Origin of the sequence: Sphingobacterium detergens (genome assembly GCF_003610355.1) — a bacterium.
Taxonomy (GTDB): Bacteria; Bacteroidota; Bacteroidia; order Sphingobacteriales; family Sphingobacteriaceae; genus Sphingobacterium; species Sphingobacterium detergens.
Map to the genome: position 1 here is coordinate 411,330 of NZ_RAPY01000005.1, position 15,851 is coordinate 427,180.

Consider the following 15,851-nt stretch of genomic DNA (forward strand, 5'->3'; position numbering starts at 1 on the left):
CTATGGGGTTAATTCGATAGGATTGTTCGTTTGTTTAGACGGTTCTGCTCCTTGGAAATCAAAACTGATATTAACTTTGGAATAGTCTATCTGAAATGGGTTTTCACGGCCTGATGCGGCAAGGCTCTGGTAGTAAGCATTAGGATTATCTTTAAACGCCTTTTTTAGTTTTTGGATTTCCTCTTTTTTTGCCGGAATAACACTCTTGGCGGGTTCAATTTTGAGCGCTTGATCTGACGGTTGCTGTTGAAAGCCTGCATACTCCCAACTTACTTCGTTTTTGGCATCATGAACCGAAAGAATAAGACCAGGGAGGCCATGTAGTTTCCATGGGCCAAAGGTAAATGGAAGTTCAGTTGTAAACCAAGCAGTGTATTCTCTTCCCTTAAATTGGCATGTGGCTTTTTGGCAAAGGTAGCCACCGATTGTTTTTGTTTCATCTGTTACCTCCCAATTTTGCGGCTCATAGGGAGCTTCGCTTGAATAGGCATCAGTTGGTGAAGATATTCCTTCTATATGTATTGTTTTTTTTAAAGAGGGATTAATAATGTATCCATCCAAAACAGGTGGACTGGCTGGCATTTTCAAGGTTAGATTTCCGTCAAAATCTTGAGCAGCAGTTTTGGCATCAATTTGTTGCTTCGTAAGGATATCACCATAAGTCCGGTAAAGACTACTTTCTTTCCCAAGATAGGTGACAGTTTCATCCGTTATTGGTGTAGCAGTTTTGCTGGTATCGTTGCTATGTTTGAATTGATAATGAATTTCGGCAATAACTTTTTCTTGGGCTTTTAAGGTAAGTATGCTGCCAGCAAGTAGTATGAAGGTAAAAAATGTTTTCTTCATTGTCATAATAGTCATAAGGTTCTCTTAAAAATATGAAATATTTTTTACAATGAAGAACAATTATGGTGTTTTTAAATCCAATGAATAATTATTCCATCTTTTTCCATTTTCCGGAAGTAAGTCATTTGACGTTTGGCATATCGATGTATTTCCGTTTCTAATTTTGTGAAGAAGGTCGCGTAATCCAACTGTCCAAGGAGATAAAAAGATGCATATTTATATTCTAACCCATAATACTGCAGTTGGTCATGGGAAATCCCGTCGGCTAATAGTTGTTCGACTTCTTGAAGAAAACCGTTTTCTATTCGCTCATTCAGTCTCTTACTGATGCTTGATCTTCTTTTTTCAAGAGCTGGATTTAGTCCAAAGACAAGAGCGTCAGGCGCTTGCTGTTCGGGTTTGAAATCTGGATTTTGTTTGAGAAACTCCAGTATTTCGATGGCGCGGATGATACGTTTATTGGTAGAATGATCTATTTGAAAGTCTCGGGGACATGTGTAAGAGCTTACCCGTTCCATTAATGCTGATTCAGTCTGTTCCGAAAGCGCTTCTTTGAATCCTTCGATGCTTGGAATCAGTGCATAGGGCGCCCGTTGTATAACACTTTGTAGATATAAACCTGTCCCACCGCAAAGGATCGTATGCTTATCTTTTCTTAAAATAGATTGGTAGGCCTGATTGAAATCAGTGATAAAATTTCCAAGATTGTATTTCGCGCCTGGTTCTTGTATATCAATGAGATGATATGGGATATCTTGATATTCAGTGAGGTCTTTTCCTGTGCCGATATCCATATGTCTGTAAATTTGACGGGAATCCGCACTGATAATTTCGGCATCAATTTGTTGGGCAAGCTGTACTGCCAGTTTGGTTTTTCCAGAGGCTGTTGGGCCTAGAATAACGATTACTTTCTCTTTTGGAACAGCTGTCCGCTCCAAAAGAGAAAGTATATGTTCTAATCTGTCTATCACACAACAAATTTAGTCCATTTTTCTGTTCCTTCGTTATTTTTTACAACAGTATCAATAAAAGTCATACCTCTTACACCATCGTAAACAGTCGGAAAATCTTGTTGTTCAGCCGTTGGGGTTCTGCCCTCTCTTTTTGCAGTCACAGTCAAGGTAAAGTTGCGGTAAATGTTCGCAAAGGACTCCAATAAGCCTTCTGGGTGACCTGCAGGAATACGCGTATTATGTGTAGCAAAAGAACTCAAAGTATATGGAGCTGCATAAGCATTTCCTGTACGGTACAATTGGCGAGGCTGATCGAGCATTTTAATGATCAGGTTGTTCGGGTCTTCATTGGCCCATTCTAGCCCTCCTTTTTCACCATAAATACGGATACGGACTGCATTCTCCTCTCCTGCTGAGATCTGTGATGCCATCAATACACCTTTTGCACCATTTTCGAAACGTAATAATACCGAACCATCATCGTCCAATAGACGGCCTTCAACAAATGTTGTCAAATCCGCACATAATTCTTCGATTTTTAATCCTGAAACATATTCTGCAAGATGAGCCGCATGGGTACCGATATCTCCCATTACCAAAGATTTGCCGGAGCGTTTTGGATCTGCACGCCAAGCAGCGCCTGCATTACCCTCACGTTCGGTTAAACGGCTTAACCATCCTTGTGGATATTCAACAACAATTTTTCTTATTTTACCAAAGTGGCCTTCTTTCACCATCGCTTTGGCTTGTTTTACCATCGGATACCCCGAATAGGTATGTGTCAAACATAGTGTACGGCCTGTGCGCTCTACAGTCTCCTGCAATTCTTTTGCCTCTTCAACGGATACTGTCATAGGTTTTTCAACGACAACATCGAAACCATTTTCCAAGGCTAATTTCGCTGGCGCAAAGTGTAGAAAATTAGGAGTAACAATCGTTACAAAATCCATGCGTTCGCCTTCTGGGAGCAAAGATTCTTTTTCGATCATCTCTTCGTAGTTTAGATAGACACGCTCGGGAGCTACAAATAAGTCCTCTCCAGATTGTTTTGAAATCTGTGGATCGATGCTAAATGCACCACAAACCAACTCAATCTTGCCATCCATAAAAGCGGCGATGCGGTGTACAGCTCCAATAAAGGCGTCATTTCCGCCTCCGACCATACCCATGCGAAGTTTTCTCTTCATAACGTTATTATTTTTGATTATTTATTTTTTTTCAAACTAATACAGTGTACAATATACACAATTTAGCTTATTTTATATATAAAATCATCTTGATGCTGCCCATGTTTTCCTTTGGGAAGCCAGTTGGTGCTCGCTCCATTAATGCTTGTAGCTCTTCTTTGGTGCGATAGGTATATCGATGTCGTCCCGCTATCCAGAAGTTAATAGGAGACGTAATTTCTTTTGTTGTAAAACCTATTTTTTCCAATGAGGAATGCTGACTCCAATCTCGGTCGGTATATGTCATGATATCTCCCGGGTGGAAATCTTTAGCGAATGCGGTGATTAATTTACTTAGCCCACCGATCACATTGTAACCGGATTTATTGCAAAAACGCAATAACTCAAAGGAGCGGTATTCTTCATTTTTATCATTCATGTGACGTCCGCCAGAAAATACAGCAATAGAAACGAGTTCACCTTGTTCATATAGTCCATACCGATATTTCCCAGGGAGAGCTGTCTGTAGATGATGTTCCACGAGGAACTGTTGACTCACTTTTTTATCAATGCGGGCAACGACGGTTTTCCGGGCATAGATGCGTCTATTATTCTTTGATTTGGCAACGATGCGCTGTACGATGAGATCGAATTTTTGCGTTAATTGATCTTCATCTATATGAATGCCAGATTCAGAGATCTGATAGCGAAAAAATCGCTCATTAGGGTAAATAAAAATGTTTTTTGTTATTTCAGTAGCGGTGATTTGTATAAGTCCATCAAGTTCGATCAGGAGTAGTTGTACTTCGAGCTGTTGTTCGAGGCCAATTTTTAGCCGAATAGCCAAGTCTTTAAAGGATGGAGTCATAAGACAAATGTAACTTTTATGGAAGTTTTGACGAAATATTCGCTTTTAATTATTATCCGTATCTTTGTGCAAAATATAATAGTACTATGAAACTTCCGATAGTGGCGTATGGCGACCCTGTATTGAGAAAGGTCGCTGAAGAAATAGATGAAGACTATCCCGATTTAAAAAAATTGATTGATGATATGTATGATACCATGTATGCCGCGCATGGTGTTGGGATTGCAGCGCCACAGGTGGGCCTGCCAATACGAATGTTTGTTATTGATGCAACACCGTTTGCAGAAGATGACGAAGAGAATAAAGAAATGCTTAAGTCTTTCAAAAGAGTCTTTATCAACCCGATTATGGTTGAAGAATCTGGTGAAAAATGGGCTTTTGGTGAAGGTTGCCTAAGTATTCCTGATATTAATGAAGATGTGCTTCGTCACAAAAATATTCGCATCAATTATTTGGATGAGAACTTTGAAGAACATGAAGTGGATCTAACTGGATTGGCAGCACGTGTCGTTCAACATGAGTATGATCATCTTGAAGGGAAATTGTTTACAGACAAACTAAGTACGCTGAAGAAAACAATGTTGAAAAGCAGATTGGATGCAATTGCCAAAGGTAATATCCGAGTGAGCTATAAAATGAAATTTCCACAACAAAAGAAAAAGCGTTAGTCCATACTAGCGTTTTTTCTTTTGTTGTTAACAGCAATAATTTCCAAACCTCACCCCTCAATCCAATCGGGGAAGATATAATCTGTATTTGACCGCAGTCATCCGAACGAGGAAGACAACACCTGCAGCAATGAAAGCTGCCCAAGACAAGTCAAGATCAAGATGAACGAGCAAGATATAGATTAATCCACCTGCCAAGCAGGCTGTTGCATAGACTTCCTTTTTAAAGATCAATGGTGTCTCATTGAGCAAAATATCTCGTGTCATGCCTCCACAAACAGCAGTAAACATACCGAAAATGATGGCTGCATAGACGTTACTTTCGTAGTTCAATGATTTTTGTACACCTAAGATAGTAAAGAAGCTGATTCCTATGGCATCAAAAAGTGTTAGGGTGCGATAGTAACCGTAGAGCTGCCGATTGAATACGATAGCGATCAAGATGCCCAGGAATATGGCTATAAGGTAATTGCTGTCGTTGACCCAAACGGGACGCAGGTTTAAAAATACATCACGCATGGATCCGCCGCCAATAGCTGTTACAAAGCCCAAAAAAGCTGCTCCAAAGATGTCGATATCCTTACGTTTTGCGGATAAAGTCCCCGATATTGCAAAAAATAAGGTGCCAAGCAAATCGCTTAAATAAAAATAGTTGGCATCAGTTATCATCGTAATCCTGTTTTTAAAATATTTTTCCTATTTATTTACTCTACTGCAAAGAGAGATTTCGACAAATTTAGGAGAAATCTCTGTAGTTTAGGTTTACTGTAAGACGAATAGCTTTCAAACCTACAATTCCCTGCACATCTTCCAGTTTGAGATGTTCTACAGTGCTTTCAATTATTCCCATATCATAAATGGCTTGTATACTTAGATTTAGGTCTTCTAAAATCTCATCTGATAAATAGACAATTGCTATTTTGTTGGTCTGAGTAAGCCTCTCCTTTGTACGTTTTATCCGGATCTTATCTATTCTTTTTTTGATGATTTCGTAACGGATATTTAATGACCCCTCTACATCAAATCGACGTTCGTCTTCCCGAAAACTGATGTCAATACTATGCGGGTTGATGAAGATAAGTTGTGTGGTCTCTAGCGCAAGTGGTAGATCGCGCTTCACATGATGTGCTTTTAAGGCGATTCGGGCCATGGATATAATTTGTTGCCGCCTAAAAACATTGATAAACTCGGAGCTAAAAGTTTGCTGTGGCGTAATGGATTCCCCAACATAAATATCATACTCAATACCATCCGTTCTGAATTTTTGGAAGTAAGATGGGTAATTGCCCTGAATGAAGCTGTTGAAATGATTGAGTTCTTTACTGATAATATGGTTTACCTGACGCAAAGAGGTTTCAAATTCATTCCTATAAAATTCACCTGTATCACGATTGGTAAAAAAGTGCCGGGCATAATGCTCAATAATAGCATGCTTTGTTGTGAATTGTCTTCTCGCCGCATCGAGAAATGGTTGCACATCCTTTCGGAAGAATTCAATGATCTTGACCATAGACTCATCAAACGAGATCTGGTCAAGCGACCTGGTAATCTGATCTACACGTTTTGAAAAATCAACAATGAGCTGATGTCTGCCATCCAAAGACAATTCGTCAATAAGGAGAGCCAGTTGTTTTACTTTGAAACTAAAATCCTTTAAAATAGACGCATTACGGATGATCGTGGAATCTTTGACATCGATAGCGCCATAGAGTGGATATACCTCTTCAAAAATAACTGGTTTAATATGCGCATTTTGTTCATCATTTTCGAGCTCCTGAATATATTGAGCTGCAATATGGTTAAACTTCCACTGTACGGCTGGCTGTATTGTTGTAAACCGGTTAATGATAATCTCGTCAATACGTTTTTTAAATTCTGTCGTGATATCATGTGATAATTGGGATAGTAGCGGTACAAGCTCACGAAGTGAGTGTATCGTCTCATTATCCAATTGATCCAGTTGATGACTGTAAATCTCTAGAATGCCAGACAAAGAATGATTATGTATCAACGGAATGCATAGATAGGTTTTGACTCCGGATGTTTTGATACGTTCATCAAAAATGGATGTGGTATTTTTAATGGCATCCATCGTGTTGTAGAAGATCAGATGCGGATGTTTTAGATAATTGGCGACTTCTGGATTGATGTTGGTATAGCTGTTGTTTGCGTAGGTTTCCGAAATTAAAATACTTTTATTGGTAATGGAATAATCAAAAAATGGTAGTCCATTGAGCTGAAATAATGGAAACAGGCTGAAAACTGTATCTGATCCCTTCAAGATCGGAGCAATAATTTTTTCGAGATCAGATAAGAATAGGTGATAATTGTATGTTGCGAGATCCAATAAAATAGATTGTATCCGCTTAAGAGTATGCTCTAAACTGCTTTTCTTGACAGTGAGGATGGTAAATCCAGATAGCTCAAAATCTTCGATCTTAATTGTATTGACAACAATATTCCAATCGAATAAAGAGGTATCATTGGCATTGTTGGTCAGATGCCCTACGTCAAATTGTGGAAGTTCCTTTTTTGGTTTAATATCAACAAATTTGAAATCTACATTTAAATCATAATAATCAATGATTTCACCCTGCTCATTTAAGTGATAGTAAACGATCGTATTATTTTCTTTGGCAGGAAGTCCATATAACCGTTCAAAAATAAGGGCATACATCAGTTTTTCCTGATTGTTCAGGATGCCCCCATCTTGCATCTGATCCTGAAGATCTTGTTCCTCCAGCTTATTTTTCCAGAGTTCGAAAAAGGCTTCTGTGCCATAAAATGTTTCTTCGGCGAGTGGTGTTGCAAGTGCCCAGTATTTTTTGGGGGCGGTGTCAATTAGCGATACCGAAAGGCTGTAAATGAGCTGTAAAATATCTTTATATGCACTTAAGTTTTGCTTACACAGCCTGCCACTAACCTGCTCAATCTCCCGGATGCGTTCCAGAGCAAATAATGGAATCATGTCATCTGTAGATACATTGCCTTCCGTAAATGACTCTAGGTAACGAAAAAAAGGTTCGAAATGGAGCTTCTTATCGATATTATATAGCCTGCTTTCGCCTTTGGCTAGTCGTATATTCTTTATTTCCATTTATTGAACACTTTTAGAAACGGAAGCCGGTACTAAAATAGGGATACCAACCTTCATTAGATTTGGCCATCACAAAGTGAAGGGGCAATGCATTGGCGATGATATAATAAAGTCCGCCACCGAATCCTTGATGGACGGTCTTGCTGTTATGGTCTTTTGCCCATACTTTCCCGATGTCATACATCCCCATGATCCCTAGTTCTCCCGGGAGCACGTAGCTTTTGACCTCATGAATCTTAATGCGGGCTTCTAGGTTGTTGTATACCATTTGTTCGCCAGCAAATCTATATTGGCGAAAACCACGAAGATTCTCATGACCTCCTAGAAATAGATATTGATAGAATGTAGGATTGCCCACTACCGTTCCACCTCCTACTCTGTTGGCGAATATAATCCCTTCATTTAGCGCGCTAAAATAGCCTGTCATTTCTGCGCTCAATTGCGCTGAATTTCGGGAATATTTATTTAGGCCCAAAAAGGATTGCAACGCCGCCTTGACAAAGATTCCTTTACTCGGACTAATCTTACGATTGCGTGTATCCTGCGTCAGAAAAGCATTTAACCCGACAAAAGCTTTGTCATTGGTAATGGAAACACTATCGTAAGAATGGAGCGCTTGCGGATTTAAGATAAAACGGTCCTGATTTTCAATTGGATCCAGGTGATAGAACTGGATGTGGGGACCAATAGCATAATTCAGTGTAGACGAAGGGTGCCACCGCAGTAGTGGGTTGACATTGAAAATATTGAATCTGCTACGGTAGTATTTCGCGCCATACTGATCTTTTAGAAATAGGGAATTGTTGCCAACGCCAAAAAAGTTCTGCGTGTTGTCGGGGGCTTTTGCTAATGCATCGAGGACAAAGTCGGCATTACCTATTACATCTTCCCATTCGCCACGATAATGAATTTTATAGGCCCCTGTTCGAAATGCCGCTGCCACAGTAATCTGTTGTTTATAGGTAAAAGGCGTTTTTCTAAAACCCCGCTGATGTGTATATGCTGCGCCAAGTCCGAGAGAAAAGCCATCATCAGCGTTATACCCCGCTGTTAACAAAGGTAGCCAGGAATTGTATAGGTTGACGGGAACGAATTGCGTATTCAAGCTGTCCTTACCTTGGTGTAGCCTGATTCGTCCTTTTTCTCCTAAAAAAGTGGAGCTGGTCGTATTTTCGTAGAGCTTTATCTTTGATTTACTATTGTTAACTATATAGGTCTTTGGCAGACTATCGCCAATAATGCGCAGTTTTATCGGCGAATTTACGTTATTTATGGACACTGAGTCCTGACCTTCAGAAAGGTATAACCGGATTTCTTTTGTTAGGTTCTTTTCATAAGTTTTGTCCATTAGCCTTTTAGTCACCTTTCCATCTTTGTTGATTTTGGACACAATGATTTTTAATCCCTCATCTTTGGTGTTGACAATCTCCACCTTTTCGTTTTTATCACTGAAATGGATATCGACAATATTGTTTATAAAACGATAATATTCTTCCATTGCCGTGGGTAAAGCGTCTCGTCTACTCTGAAGGGTGTGGAAAATCTGTTCCCCGCGAATAGCGATGGATGATTGGGGTAAGCTTTTGACAGATTGCCAAAGTACCGAATCTGTCAAACTGGAGACAAACTGATTTACTTCTTTTGTCCATTCCTCGTGGGAGAGCTGATTGCTTGGATGTGCATTTAAAAATCTGGATTTGAAAAGGGAGTATCTGATATTTGGAATGCCTTTTGTAAAACCCTGCATAACGGGGTTGACAAACTGTTGATAAATATCTTTCATCAAAAATCCTTGTGTAACACGCAAGGCCTGATCTCGATCCCGAGGAATTGGAATATAATCCTTGTCTCTATCATCAGTATCTTGATTTTCATTATACCAACGCCATTGATCTTCATGACGATCCCAGTCACTTACAATTACATCTAGCATACGCGCCCTCAGATATGCCTTGGGTTTGAAATCATCATCGTTGTCCTCTTGAAGCTTGCGCACGGCTTTTGGACTATTATCGGAGTCGCCCATAGGCTCTCGTTCTTCCAATAAGGCAATAGTGTTTTCGAATAAAGGAGCGTACTCGCCAAGGATTGTATCCGGCGCAACGACTCCTATAACGGGATGTGCATGTGGAACCTTCACCGCATTAGCCAGCGCAGGAATCATCAATGCGGAATAAGGATGTTGCGCGCTCGTCGCATCGTCCAGCACGTCCTGTACAAAGGTGCCATGCAATTCCTCTGGAATCAAAGATTCTGTTCGTTTATTTACTGATCGCAGCGCCCATTCTCTACCTGTTGGGTCTGTTAACCTGAGTGAAATGGATTGCATGCCTCCTCCCTGTTTAACAGGGGTCAGGCCACCGTATAATCTAGAGAGCTGTAACAGGGGTAAGGTGGTCTCGGCAGCCCATTCTCGACGATAATTTTCTCCAAGAAATGACTTCTTAAATCCACTCGCCTTCCCATACTTTGCATTTGCTACAACAATAGTACTGTCTTTAATCACGGCTTGAGTCAGCGATTTATCTTTGTGCGTGTCAATTGTTGAATTCGACTTATTCTTTTGCTGAGAATAAGCTTGTGTAGCGAGAAAAAGTAAAAAGAATGGTAAGACCCGTTGCATGCTTATTATTTTTCAAATTTATAAATGATCCCTTTGTCTTGATCGCCAGCTTCGCTACTGATGTAAAGATTGAATTTTGAATCAAAGTTGATGCCTTCTGGTTGTGGAAACAGCTTTGGATCCAGCGCTGTTATAGATTTGACATGGAAATTTTCATCCGTTACAACAAGTGCCTTGTCAATGGAGGATAAAATGTACCATTCATTGCTGTCGGTTTTCTTTGCAAGGGCTGAAGGTTTGAATGTTTTTTTGATTTTCGGATCAAATTTTTTCAGTTCATCAATCTGAATTGCAAATTCACCTTGCGGATTGAACTTGCCATCGGCTCCAATGGAGAAAATATATCCTGTAGTTTGTGACTGTTTTTTGTCCGTACGACATTCTTTACAGAGTATATAGGCAAGGTTACTTGTTTTGTCTACAAAAAGCCCCTCATATTCACCTTTGGGTAAAATATCTTTTTGTTCGGTGACCGTCTGTATGTTATCTTTCTCCGTGATGGGAAAGGAATAGATAGCCCCATTGCTCTTTAAAATAAAGAAATGTGTTTTACTAATGCCAATGTCTTCGTAATCACCATCCTTTCCAAATGGATTGAATGTGAGCTTTTGAGTCGACAAATTGTACCTGAAAAGTAGCCCCTGTTCATCCTGAATGGCATAGATATCTTGGTCTTGTCCTTCAAGAAATGCAATACCTGATATTTCGAGCAGTTCATCGGGCAAATTTATCTTTTCGCCGGATGATAATCTATACGGAATTGTCTGTTGTTTATCTGTTGTAACGTCGGATATACTAGTCGTACGTTCTTTATTCGCATTACTAGGGTTACAAGCTAGCAATACCGAGGAAATCATTCCTAGAGCAAGAGCTGTTAATCGTGTAGCGTCTTTCATGAATTCAGTTGTTTAAGTAGTCAACAATTTGCTGTTGTGATTTATTGCCAGTCGGATGTTCTATAGGTATGTTTTGCCCCATCTCATCAAGGAAAGTTGCTTCAACGTCGTCAGCGAATTGAATTTCAAATAGCTGCTGAATCTTGTTGGACAATACTGGCTCCGTAATGGGGAAACAGGTCTCTATTCGATGGTAGATATTACGATTCATCCAGTCTGAGGAACCTAAATACACCTTTGTATGTTCTCCATATTGGAATATAAAGATTCTTCCGTGCTCTAAATATCGCCCTACGATCCGTTTTACTTCAATGTTTTCACTTAGTCCTTTTACCTGGGGTTTAAGCCTGCAGATTCCTCTGACCAATAATTGCACTTTCACACCAGCCTGACCGGCTTCGTATAATTTATTGATTAACGATTCTTCTTCTAAATTGTTTAGCTTAATTTTTATTGAGGCGGCGATGCCCATCTTTACCTGAGTAATGGTTTCATCAATCAAATTGTCAAAAGCCTGCTTTAGATTGAATTGAGCTATCAAAAGCTCTTGAAATGGAATATCTGTTGGCTTATCTGGTTTCTGTCTGTTGGGTAAAAATTCAAATAGTAGGCTTAGTTCTTCTGCCAGCAGGCGATCGGATGTCATTAAGAAATAATCGGTATATACCTTGGCAGTTTTCTCATTTAAGTTGCCTGTCCCAAACAACGCGCTCTCTTTTCCATCTTTTCGTTTGACAAGGGCAATTTTAGCATGTACTTTAAGGTTGGGGATACTATAACTGATCTTTACCCCCTGTTCTTTCATAATTCTTGACCAATGGATATTATTGGCTTCATCAAAACGCGCTTTTAACTCAACAAATACATTCACCTTTTTACCATTTTTAGCTGCGGTAGCTAGGGCTTGGGCAATATGCGAATCGCTGGCAATTCGATAGAGCGTGGTATGGATCTCCGTTACGTCAGGGTTTATTGCTGCTTCATTAAAAAAACGAAGAATAGGATCAAAAGATTCATAAGGAGTACATATTAGCATATCATGCTGATCAAGCTGGTCAAAAATGGAATGCTCAAAGTCCTGATGTGCTTCTAGTTGTTGCTGTGGTGGAAAAGACAATTCTCCCTTTTTTATTGGGAAAGAGAAGAAATCCTTCAAATTATGATAATATCCACCAGTGACAATGCTACTTTTTCTTAAGTCAAAAAGAATAGCGAGTCTTTCGATAAGCTGGTCTGGAAAACCGGGTTGATGTAAGAATCGAGTTGCATAACCAAGATCTCTCTTTTTGACCTCTGCCTCTATTTTCTGCGCTATATCACCATCAAATTCATCTTGTAAATTGAGTTCAGCATCACGAGTGATTTTGAAAGAATAAAAATTTAAACTTTTACTTTGTAGTAGACCCGGTAAAAATAGCTTAATGATATCATCGATGAAGACAACGTAAGTCTTAGAATTGACCTGACAAGTGAAAAATCTATTGATGCGATCGGCAGGTATGTTGACAATGAACAAGTCTGTTGTATTATTGCCTGTCATTGCAAAGTATAGATGGTTGTTGATCGGAAAAAAGGAAAATTCTTCGTCAACAGGGATTATTTGCAGGTAGGAGGCTATAGTATTAAAAAAATAGTTGGCTACAAGAGGTTTTATCGTTACTGGAATCTCCTGGTTATAGATCAGAATAATATTTTCCTCAGTTAACTGATGGATAATATCGGTTAAAAGGAATCCAAATTTTTCCTGCTGTTTATCGATAATTTTAGAGGCCTTTTTATACGTTCCAATGTCAAGATTCGGGACAACTTGGTCAGTTGCCTTCTTTTTAATTTTTTTCCATGCCATTAATACAGGCATCCGTACGCGGTAGAACTCATCAAGGTTAGATGAGAAAATAGCAAGGAATTGTAATTTTTCCAATAGCGGGACCTCCTTACGTCCAGCCTCGGTAAGTACTCTGTCATTGAAGGAAAGCCAACTGATATCTCTATTGATGTACAGGTCTTCTTTTTTCATCCGAAACATAATTAAAAAATGATGAATTTATGCTGAGTATCTGCTTTACAATAGCGTTGCAATAACAAAGGTAATAACAGAGATAACCAGACCAAACATAAAGATGCCATAAGCATAACGTAGTAATTTGTATTTTCTGCCTAATACAACTCCCTGGGAGTAAACATCTTTTGTGAGCATTCCGTATAAAAATTCGGAATCGATCATTACCTTTTGCATTCCTTCATTATAGTCGTCTAGTTTCATTTTATAGAAATTTCCGAAAAATAATAGATTGACAGATTTATTATCAATCTCCTGTTTTGAAAATTTTCCAGAAGGTATTTTGGGTATAGTTGACAGTATAGCCATGACCATAGTGGCCACAACAATTACTGTGAGAATAATTGTTGGAAATATAAGATGTTCGTTGCTATCCAATTTCCTAAATAATACAGCAATAACGACAGATAGAATAATAGAGTTAACAGTCAATAAAATATTAGCTTTATTATCAGCCATATCACTCAAACGTTGGTTGTTGGACGATGTTATCCGGAACATTGTTTCTATACCACGTTCAGGTTTGACACTTTTCTCTTTCTCTTTCTTTGTTTCTTTTTTGTCTTCTTTTTTCTTGTCCTTGGATTTTTCCTGCTTGCGTTCAAGTTCTTTTAAGTTCTCTTCCTTCTTTGTGTTGAGCTTTTGTTGGGCATAATCTGTATGATAATGATGACTTGCTAAGAGCTTTATAGTGCCGGCACGCCAAACATCCTTATCAATTTCTTTACCTAGTACAGCCTCTGCTTCGGTCTTCATTAGTTTATTCCTGTTTTCAAAGTCCTCTCCTCCAAAATGGAACAAGTCGGCGTCGCAAAGGATCTGTTCCAATAGATTGTTGGGGTCTTGGGGCATTCTGGTGGCTAGGATACAGCCTTTGATTTTTTCTTTTACCTCCTCGGTTATGCCTTTATCCTTTAAGAAGTCTAAAGCGATTTCTACGCTTCTTTTTTCATGGCCAATCGCATTGTCAGATTTTACATAACCTAAATCGTGAAAATAGGCTGCACTGATCACTATAAAATGATCTTCGTCATTTAACTTATAAAACGAGGAAATCTCCTCTGCAGCTTGTACTACTGAATGTGTATGTATACTGTTGTGAAAACAATGACACGAGGAGATATTCTGTATAATATAAGCGTTCGAAAATTCTTCTACCTGTTTTAAAAGTTCGTTATAATCTATCATGACTAATATGATGTTTATTTAGAATAAAAGTATTCAATATCTTTAACATCTTATATACAAGTAATCCCTTTTCGTAATTTTTTAATCTAGATCAAACTTTATAGTCCTGATAGAAAATAAAAAACCTTGTTTTTTACCCTTCCGATCATTGGTAGCCTATTGTGAGGTGTAATTTCTGTGTATTATAATACGATAAACTTGTTTGGTATGATAAGGCTTTATGTGATTTTTTGGTGAACAAGAGCTTGTCGGATAGTTTGTGCGATCGTTCAGTGTTTTATGTGAGCGATTAAGTTGGGCTGTATAATGTCGTGAATTGTCTTTTTGAGCTTATGGAGAGGATTCCATTGCTGTAGGTATTGGATCTTAATCTGGCTGAGCGTATATACTCAAATCATTCAACTTGATAATTAGGTTATGGTGTTGGTCTATTGGAATGGAACTCTATTATATAGACGATTGTATTGTAATCCGTTCCTCATTGGGACTGCGTCATATCTTGTTTGTATTTCAGAAAGTTATAGATGAGTATTAACTACGATATTAAACGGGATTAGCAGGGATTTACCCCTGTTATACCCCTGTTAACCCCCTGTAAACCCCCAGTTATATCCCTATTATTTTCTAAGAAATTCGAAAGCAATCTGCGGGTTGTCCCGCTGTTGCAGTGTGGAATTTTCTGTGCAGTTTGGATTTCCTCCGGTTACCCATGAGATCCACTGTTAAGGTCTATTGTTGCTGTTTCTTCCTGATTGTGCCCTGAACAGGTCATTTTATAACGATCTGCCCCTGCTCCATTATATCCACAGGGTGCTGCTATAAATACAGGGACCTTTGTTGCTATTCCTACTGCGGAGCGGCGGCAGGGAACCTGCCTAGCGACGATCATTATAATTACACCATCCTGTTTCCGGAGGCATTCCGTGCATCACTTGCCTTTTGTTAACCCGAGCTTAGCCGGAGCCCCTTTTCCCATGAGGTCTCTGTTTCTATCCGCGTTGCATTCTCCGGCCTTTCCACAGCGTTTCCACAGTCTCGGCGCTGTTTCCCTGCGCCCGATCTGGCCATAACCGTCCTTTTTTGTCCTCCGGCGCCCCCCGGGATGCTGTTTCACAAAAAGAATCCGCCAAGTTCACAGCGAGTTAGCGGCAAAATGAAATAAATAAGAACAAAAGGCTTGGAAGTGATTATAAAAACTCCCTATCTTTGCACCACTCCGCAAGGGAGGGACGGTTACTTCGAAAGGGGTGGTCATGAAAAAAAGAAGGGTTTAACGAGAGTTAGGCGCTGAAATCGGGAAAAAGAAAAAGAAAAAAAACTTCAAAAGTTTTTTGGAAGTTCAAAAAAGATTTCTACCTTTGCAGTCCCAACGGAAACGGAGGGAAACAAAAAAAAGATAAAGAGGAGCGCAATGCTCATCGGAATATAGCGGATACGGAAGTTGAAGCGAGATAAGTTCTTTAAGAAAACACAATCATGTAAGCGTG

The 15,851-nt window shown here is 39.3% G+C and carries 13 protein-coding genes; 1 reads left to right on the plus strand and 12 read right to left on the minus strand.

Going from position 1 to position 15,851, the window contains the following annotated elements:
- The 4 genes from DFQ12_RS22745 to DFQ12_RS22760 all read right to left on the minus strand — a co-directional run bounded on the left by DFQ12_RS22745 (position 1) and on the right by DFQ12_RS22760 (position 3,833).
- Complete coding sequence (locus tag DFQ12_RS22745) at positions 1-846, minus strand: GLPGLI family protein (RefSeq protein ID WP_167457337.1); 846 nt, start codon at positions 844-846, stop codon at positions 1-3.
- 71 nt (positions 847-917) lie between these two features.
- A complete protein-coding gene (miaA, locus tag DFQ12_RS22750; RefSeq protein ID WP_120261350.1) occupies positions 918-1,817 on the minus strand; it encodes a tRNA (adenosine(37)-N6)-dimethylallyltransferase MiaA in 900 nt (299 codons plus the stop codon).
- Positions 1,814-2,986, minus strand: a complete 1,173-nt coding sequence (locus DFQ12_RS22755; RefSeq protein ID WP_120261351.1) for a Gfo/Idh/MocA family protein — start codon at positions 2,984-2,986, stop codon at positions 1,814-1,816. The genes miaA and DFQ12_RS22755 overlap by 4 nt, the downstream gene beginning before the upstream one ends.
- 67 nt (positions 2,987-3,053) lie before the next feature.
- The gene (locus DFQ12_RS22760; protein ID WP_120261352.1) at positions 3,054-3,833 is read right to left on the minus strand and encodes a hypothetical protein; all 780 of its coding nucleotides are present in this window, start codon (positions 3,831-3,833) and stop codon (positions 3,054-3,056) included.
- Between the two features lie 86 nt (positions 3,834-3,919).
- Here DFQ12_RS22760 and def point away from each other — a divergent pair, with 86 nt between their 5' ends.
- Positions 3,920-4,501, plus strand: a complete 582-nt coding sequence (gene def, locus DFQ12_RS22765) for a peptide deformylase (protein WP_120261353.1) — start codon at positions 3,920-3,922, stop codon at positions 4,499-4,501.
- Positions 4,502-4,558: 57 nt separating this feature from the next.
- Here the strand turns inward: def and DFQ12_RS22770 are convergent, their stop codons facing one another.
- From DFQ12_RS22770 to DFQ12_RS28550, 8 genes are all read right to left on the minus strand, one after another.
- Complete coding sequence (locus tag DFQ12_RS22770; protein WP_120261354.1) at positions 4,559-5,170, minus strand: trimeric intracellular cation channel family protein; 612 nt, start codon at positions 5,168-5,170, stop codon at positions 4,559-4,561.
- 67 nt (positions 5,171-5,237) lie between these two features.
- Positions 5,238-7,598 carry a GAF domain-containing protein gene (locus tag DFQ12_RS22775; protein WP_120261355.1) on the minus strand — a complete coding sequence of 787 codons (2,361 nt, stop codon included), beginning with the start codon at positions 7,596-7,598 and terminating at the stop codon, positions 5,238-5,240.
- Positions 7,599-7,611: 13 nt separating this feature from the next.
- Complete coding sequence (locus DFQ12_RS22780) at positions 7,612-10,221, minus strand: BamA/TamA family outer membrane protein (RefSeq protein ID WP_120261356.1); 2,610 nt, start codon at positions 10,219-10,221, stop codon at positions 7,612-7,614.
- A gap of 5 nt (positions 10,222-10,226) precedes the next feature.
- Positions 10,227-11,117 carry a hypothetical protein gene (locus tag DFQ12_RS22785; protein WP_120261357.1) on the minus strand — a complete coding sequence of 297 codons (891 nt, stop codon included), beginning with the start codon at positions 11,115-11,117 and terminating at the stop codon, positions 10,227-10,229.
- A 4-nt stretch (positions 11,118-11,121) separates the two neighbouring features.
- Positions 11,122-13,134 (minus strand): polyphosphate kinase 1, encoded by a 2,013-nt coding sequence (gene ppk1, locus DFQ12_RS22790; RefSeq protein ID WP_120261372.1) that lies wholly within the window; start codon positions 13,132-13,134, stop codon positions 11,122-11,124.
- A gap of 45 nt (positions 13,135-13,179) precedes the next feature.
- Positions 13,180-14,364, minus strand: a complete 1,185-nt coding sequence (locus tag DFQ12_RS22795; RefSeq protein ID WP_244211826.1) for a Pycsar system effector family protein — start codon at positions 14,362-14,364, stop codon at positions 13,180-13,182.
- Positions 14,365-15,067: 703 nt separating this feature from the next.
- The gene (locus DFQ12_RS27985; RefSeq protein WP_147420466.1) at positions 15,068-15,253 is read right to left on the minus strand and encodes a hypothetical protein; all 186 of its coding nucleotides are present in this window, start codon (positions 15,251-15,253) and stop codon (positions 15,068-15,070) included.
- A gap of 53 nt (positions 15,254-15,306) precedes the next feature.
- The gene (locus DFQ12_RS28550; RefSeq protein ID WP_279634421.1) at positions 15,307-15,432 is read right to left on the minus strand and encodes a hypothetical protein; all 126 of its coding nucleotides are present in this window, start codon (positions 15,430-15,432) and stop codon (positions 15,307-15,309) included.
- Between the last annotated feature and the right edge of the window lie 419 nt (positions 15,433-15,851).

Bases quoted from the DNA above. Each gene is read 5' to 3' on its own strand.
- DFQ12_RS22745 (WP_167457337.1), bottom strand. From the start codon at position 846: ATGAAGAAAACATTTTTTACCTTCATACTACTTGCTGGCAGCATACTT.
- DFQ12_RS22755 (WP_120261351.1), bottom strand. From the start codon at position 2,986: ATGAAGAGAAAACTTCGCATGGGTATGGTCGGAGGCGGAAATGACGCC.
- DFQ12_RS22760 (WP_120261352.1), bottom strand. From the start codon at position 3,833: ATGACTCCATCCTTTAAAGACTTGGCTATTCGGCTAAAAATTGGCCTC.
- def (WP_120261353.1), top strand. From the start codon at position 3,920: ATGAAACTTCCGATAGTGGCGTATGGCGACCCTGTATTGAGAAAGGTC.
- DFQ12_RS22770 (WP_120261354.1), bottom strand. From the start codon at position 5,170: ATGATAACTGATGCCAACTATTTTTATTTAAGCGATTTGCTTGGCACC.
- DFQ12_RS22775 (WP_120261355.1), bottom strand. From the start codon at position 7,598: ATGGAAATAAAGAATATACGACTAGCCAAAGGCGAAAGCAGGCTATAT.
- DFQ12_RS22780 (WP_120261356.1), bottom strand. From the start codon at position 10,221: ATGCAACGGGTCTTACCATTCTTTTTACTTTTTCTCGCTACACAAGCT.
- DFQ12_RS22785 (WP_120261357.1), bottom strand. From the start codon at position 11,117: ATGAAAGACGCTACACGATTAACAGCTCTTGCTCTAGGAATGATTTCC.
- ppk1 (WP_120261372.1), bottom strand. From the start codon at position 13,134: ATGAAAAAAGAAGACCTGTACATCAATAGAGATATCAGTTGGCTTTCC.
- DFQ12_RS22795 (WP_244211826.1), bottom strand. From the start codon at position 14,364: ATGATAGATTATAACGAACTTTTAAAACAGGTAGAAGAATTTTCGAAC.
- DFQ12_RS27985 (WP_147420466.1), bottom strand. From the start codon at position 15,253: ATGATCGTCGCTAGGCAGGTTCCCTGCCGCCGCTCCGCAGTAGGAATA.
- DFQ12_RS28550 (WP_279634421.1), bottom strand. From the start codon at position 15,432: ATGGCCAGATCGGGCGCAGGGAAACAGCGCCGAGACTGTGGAAACGCT.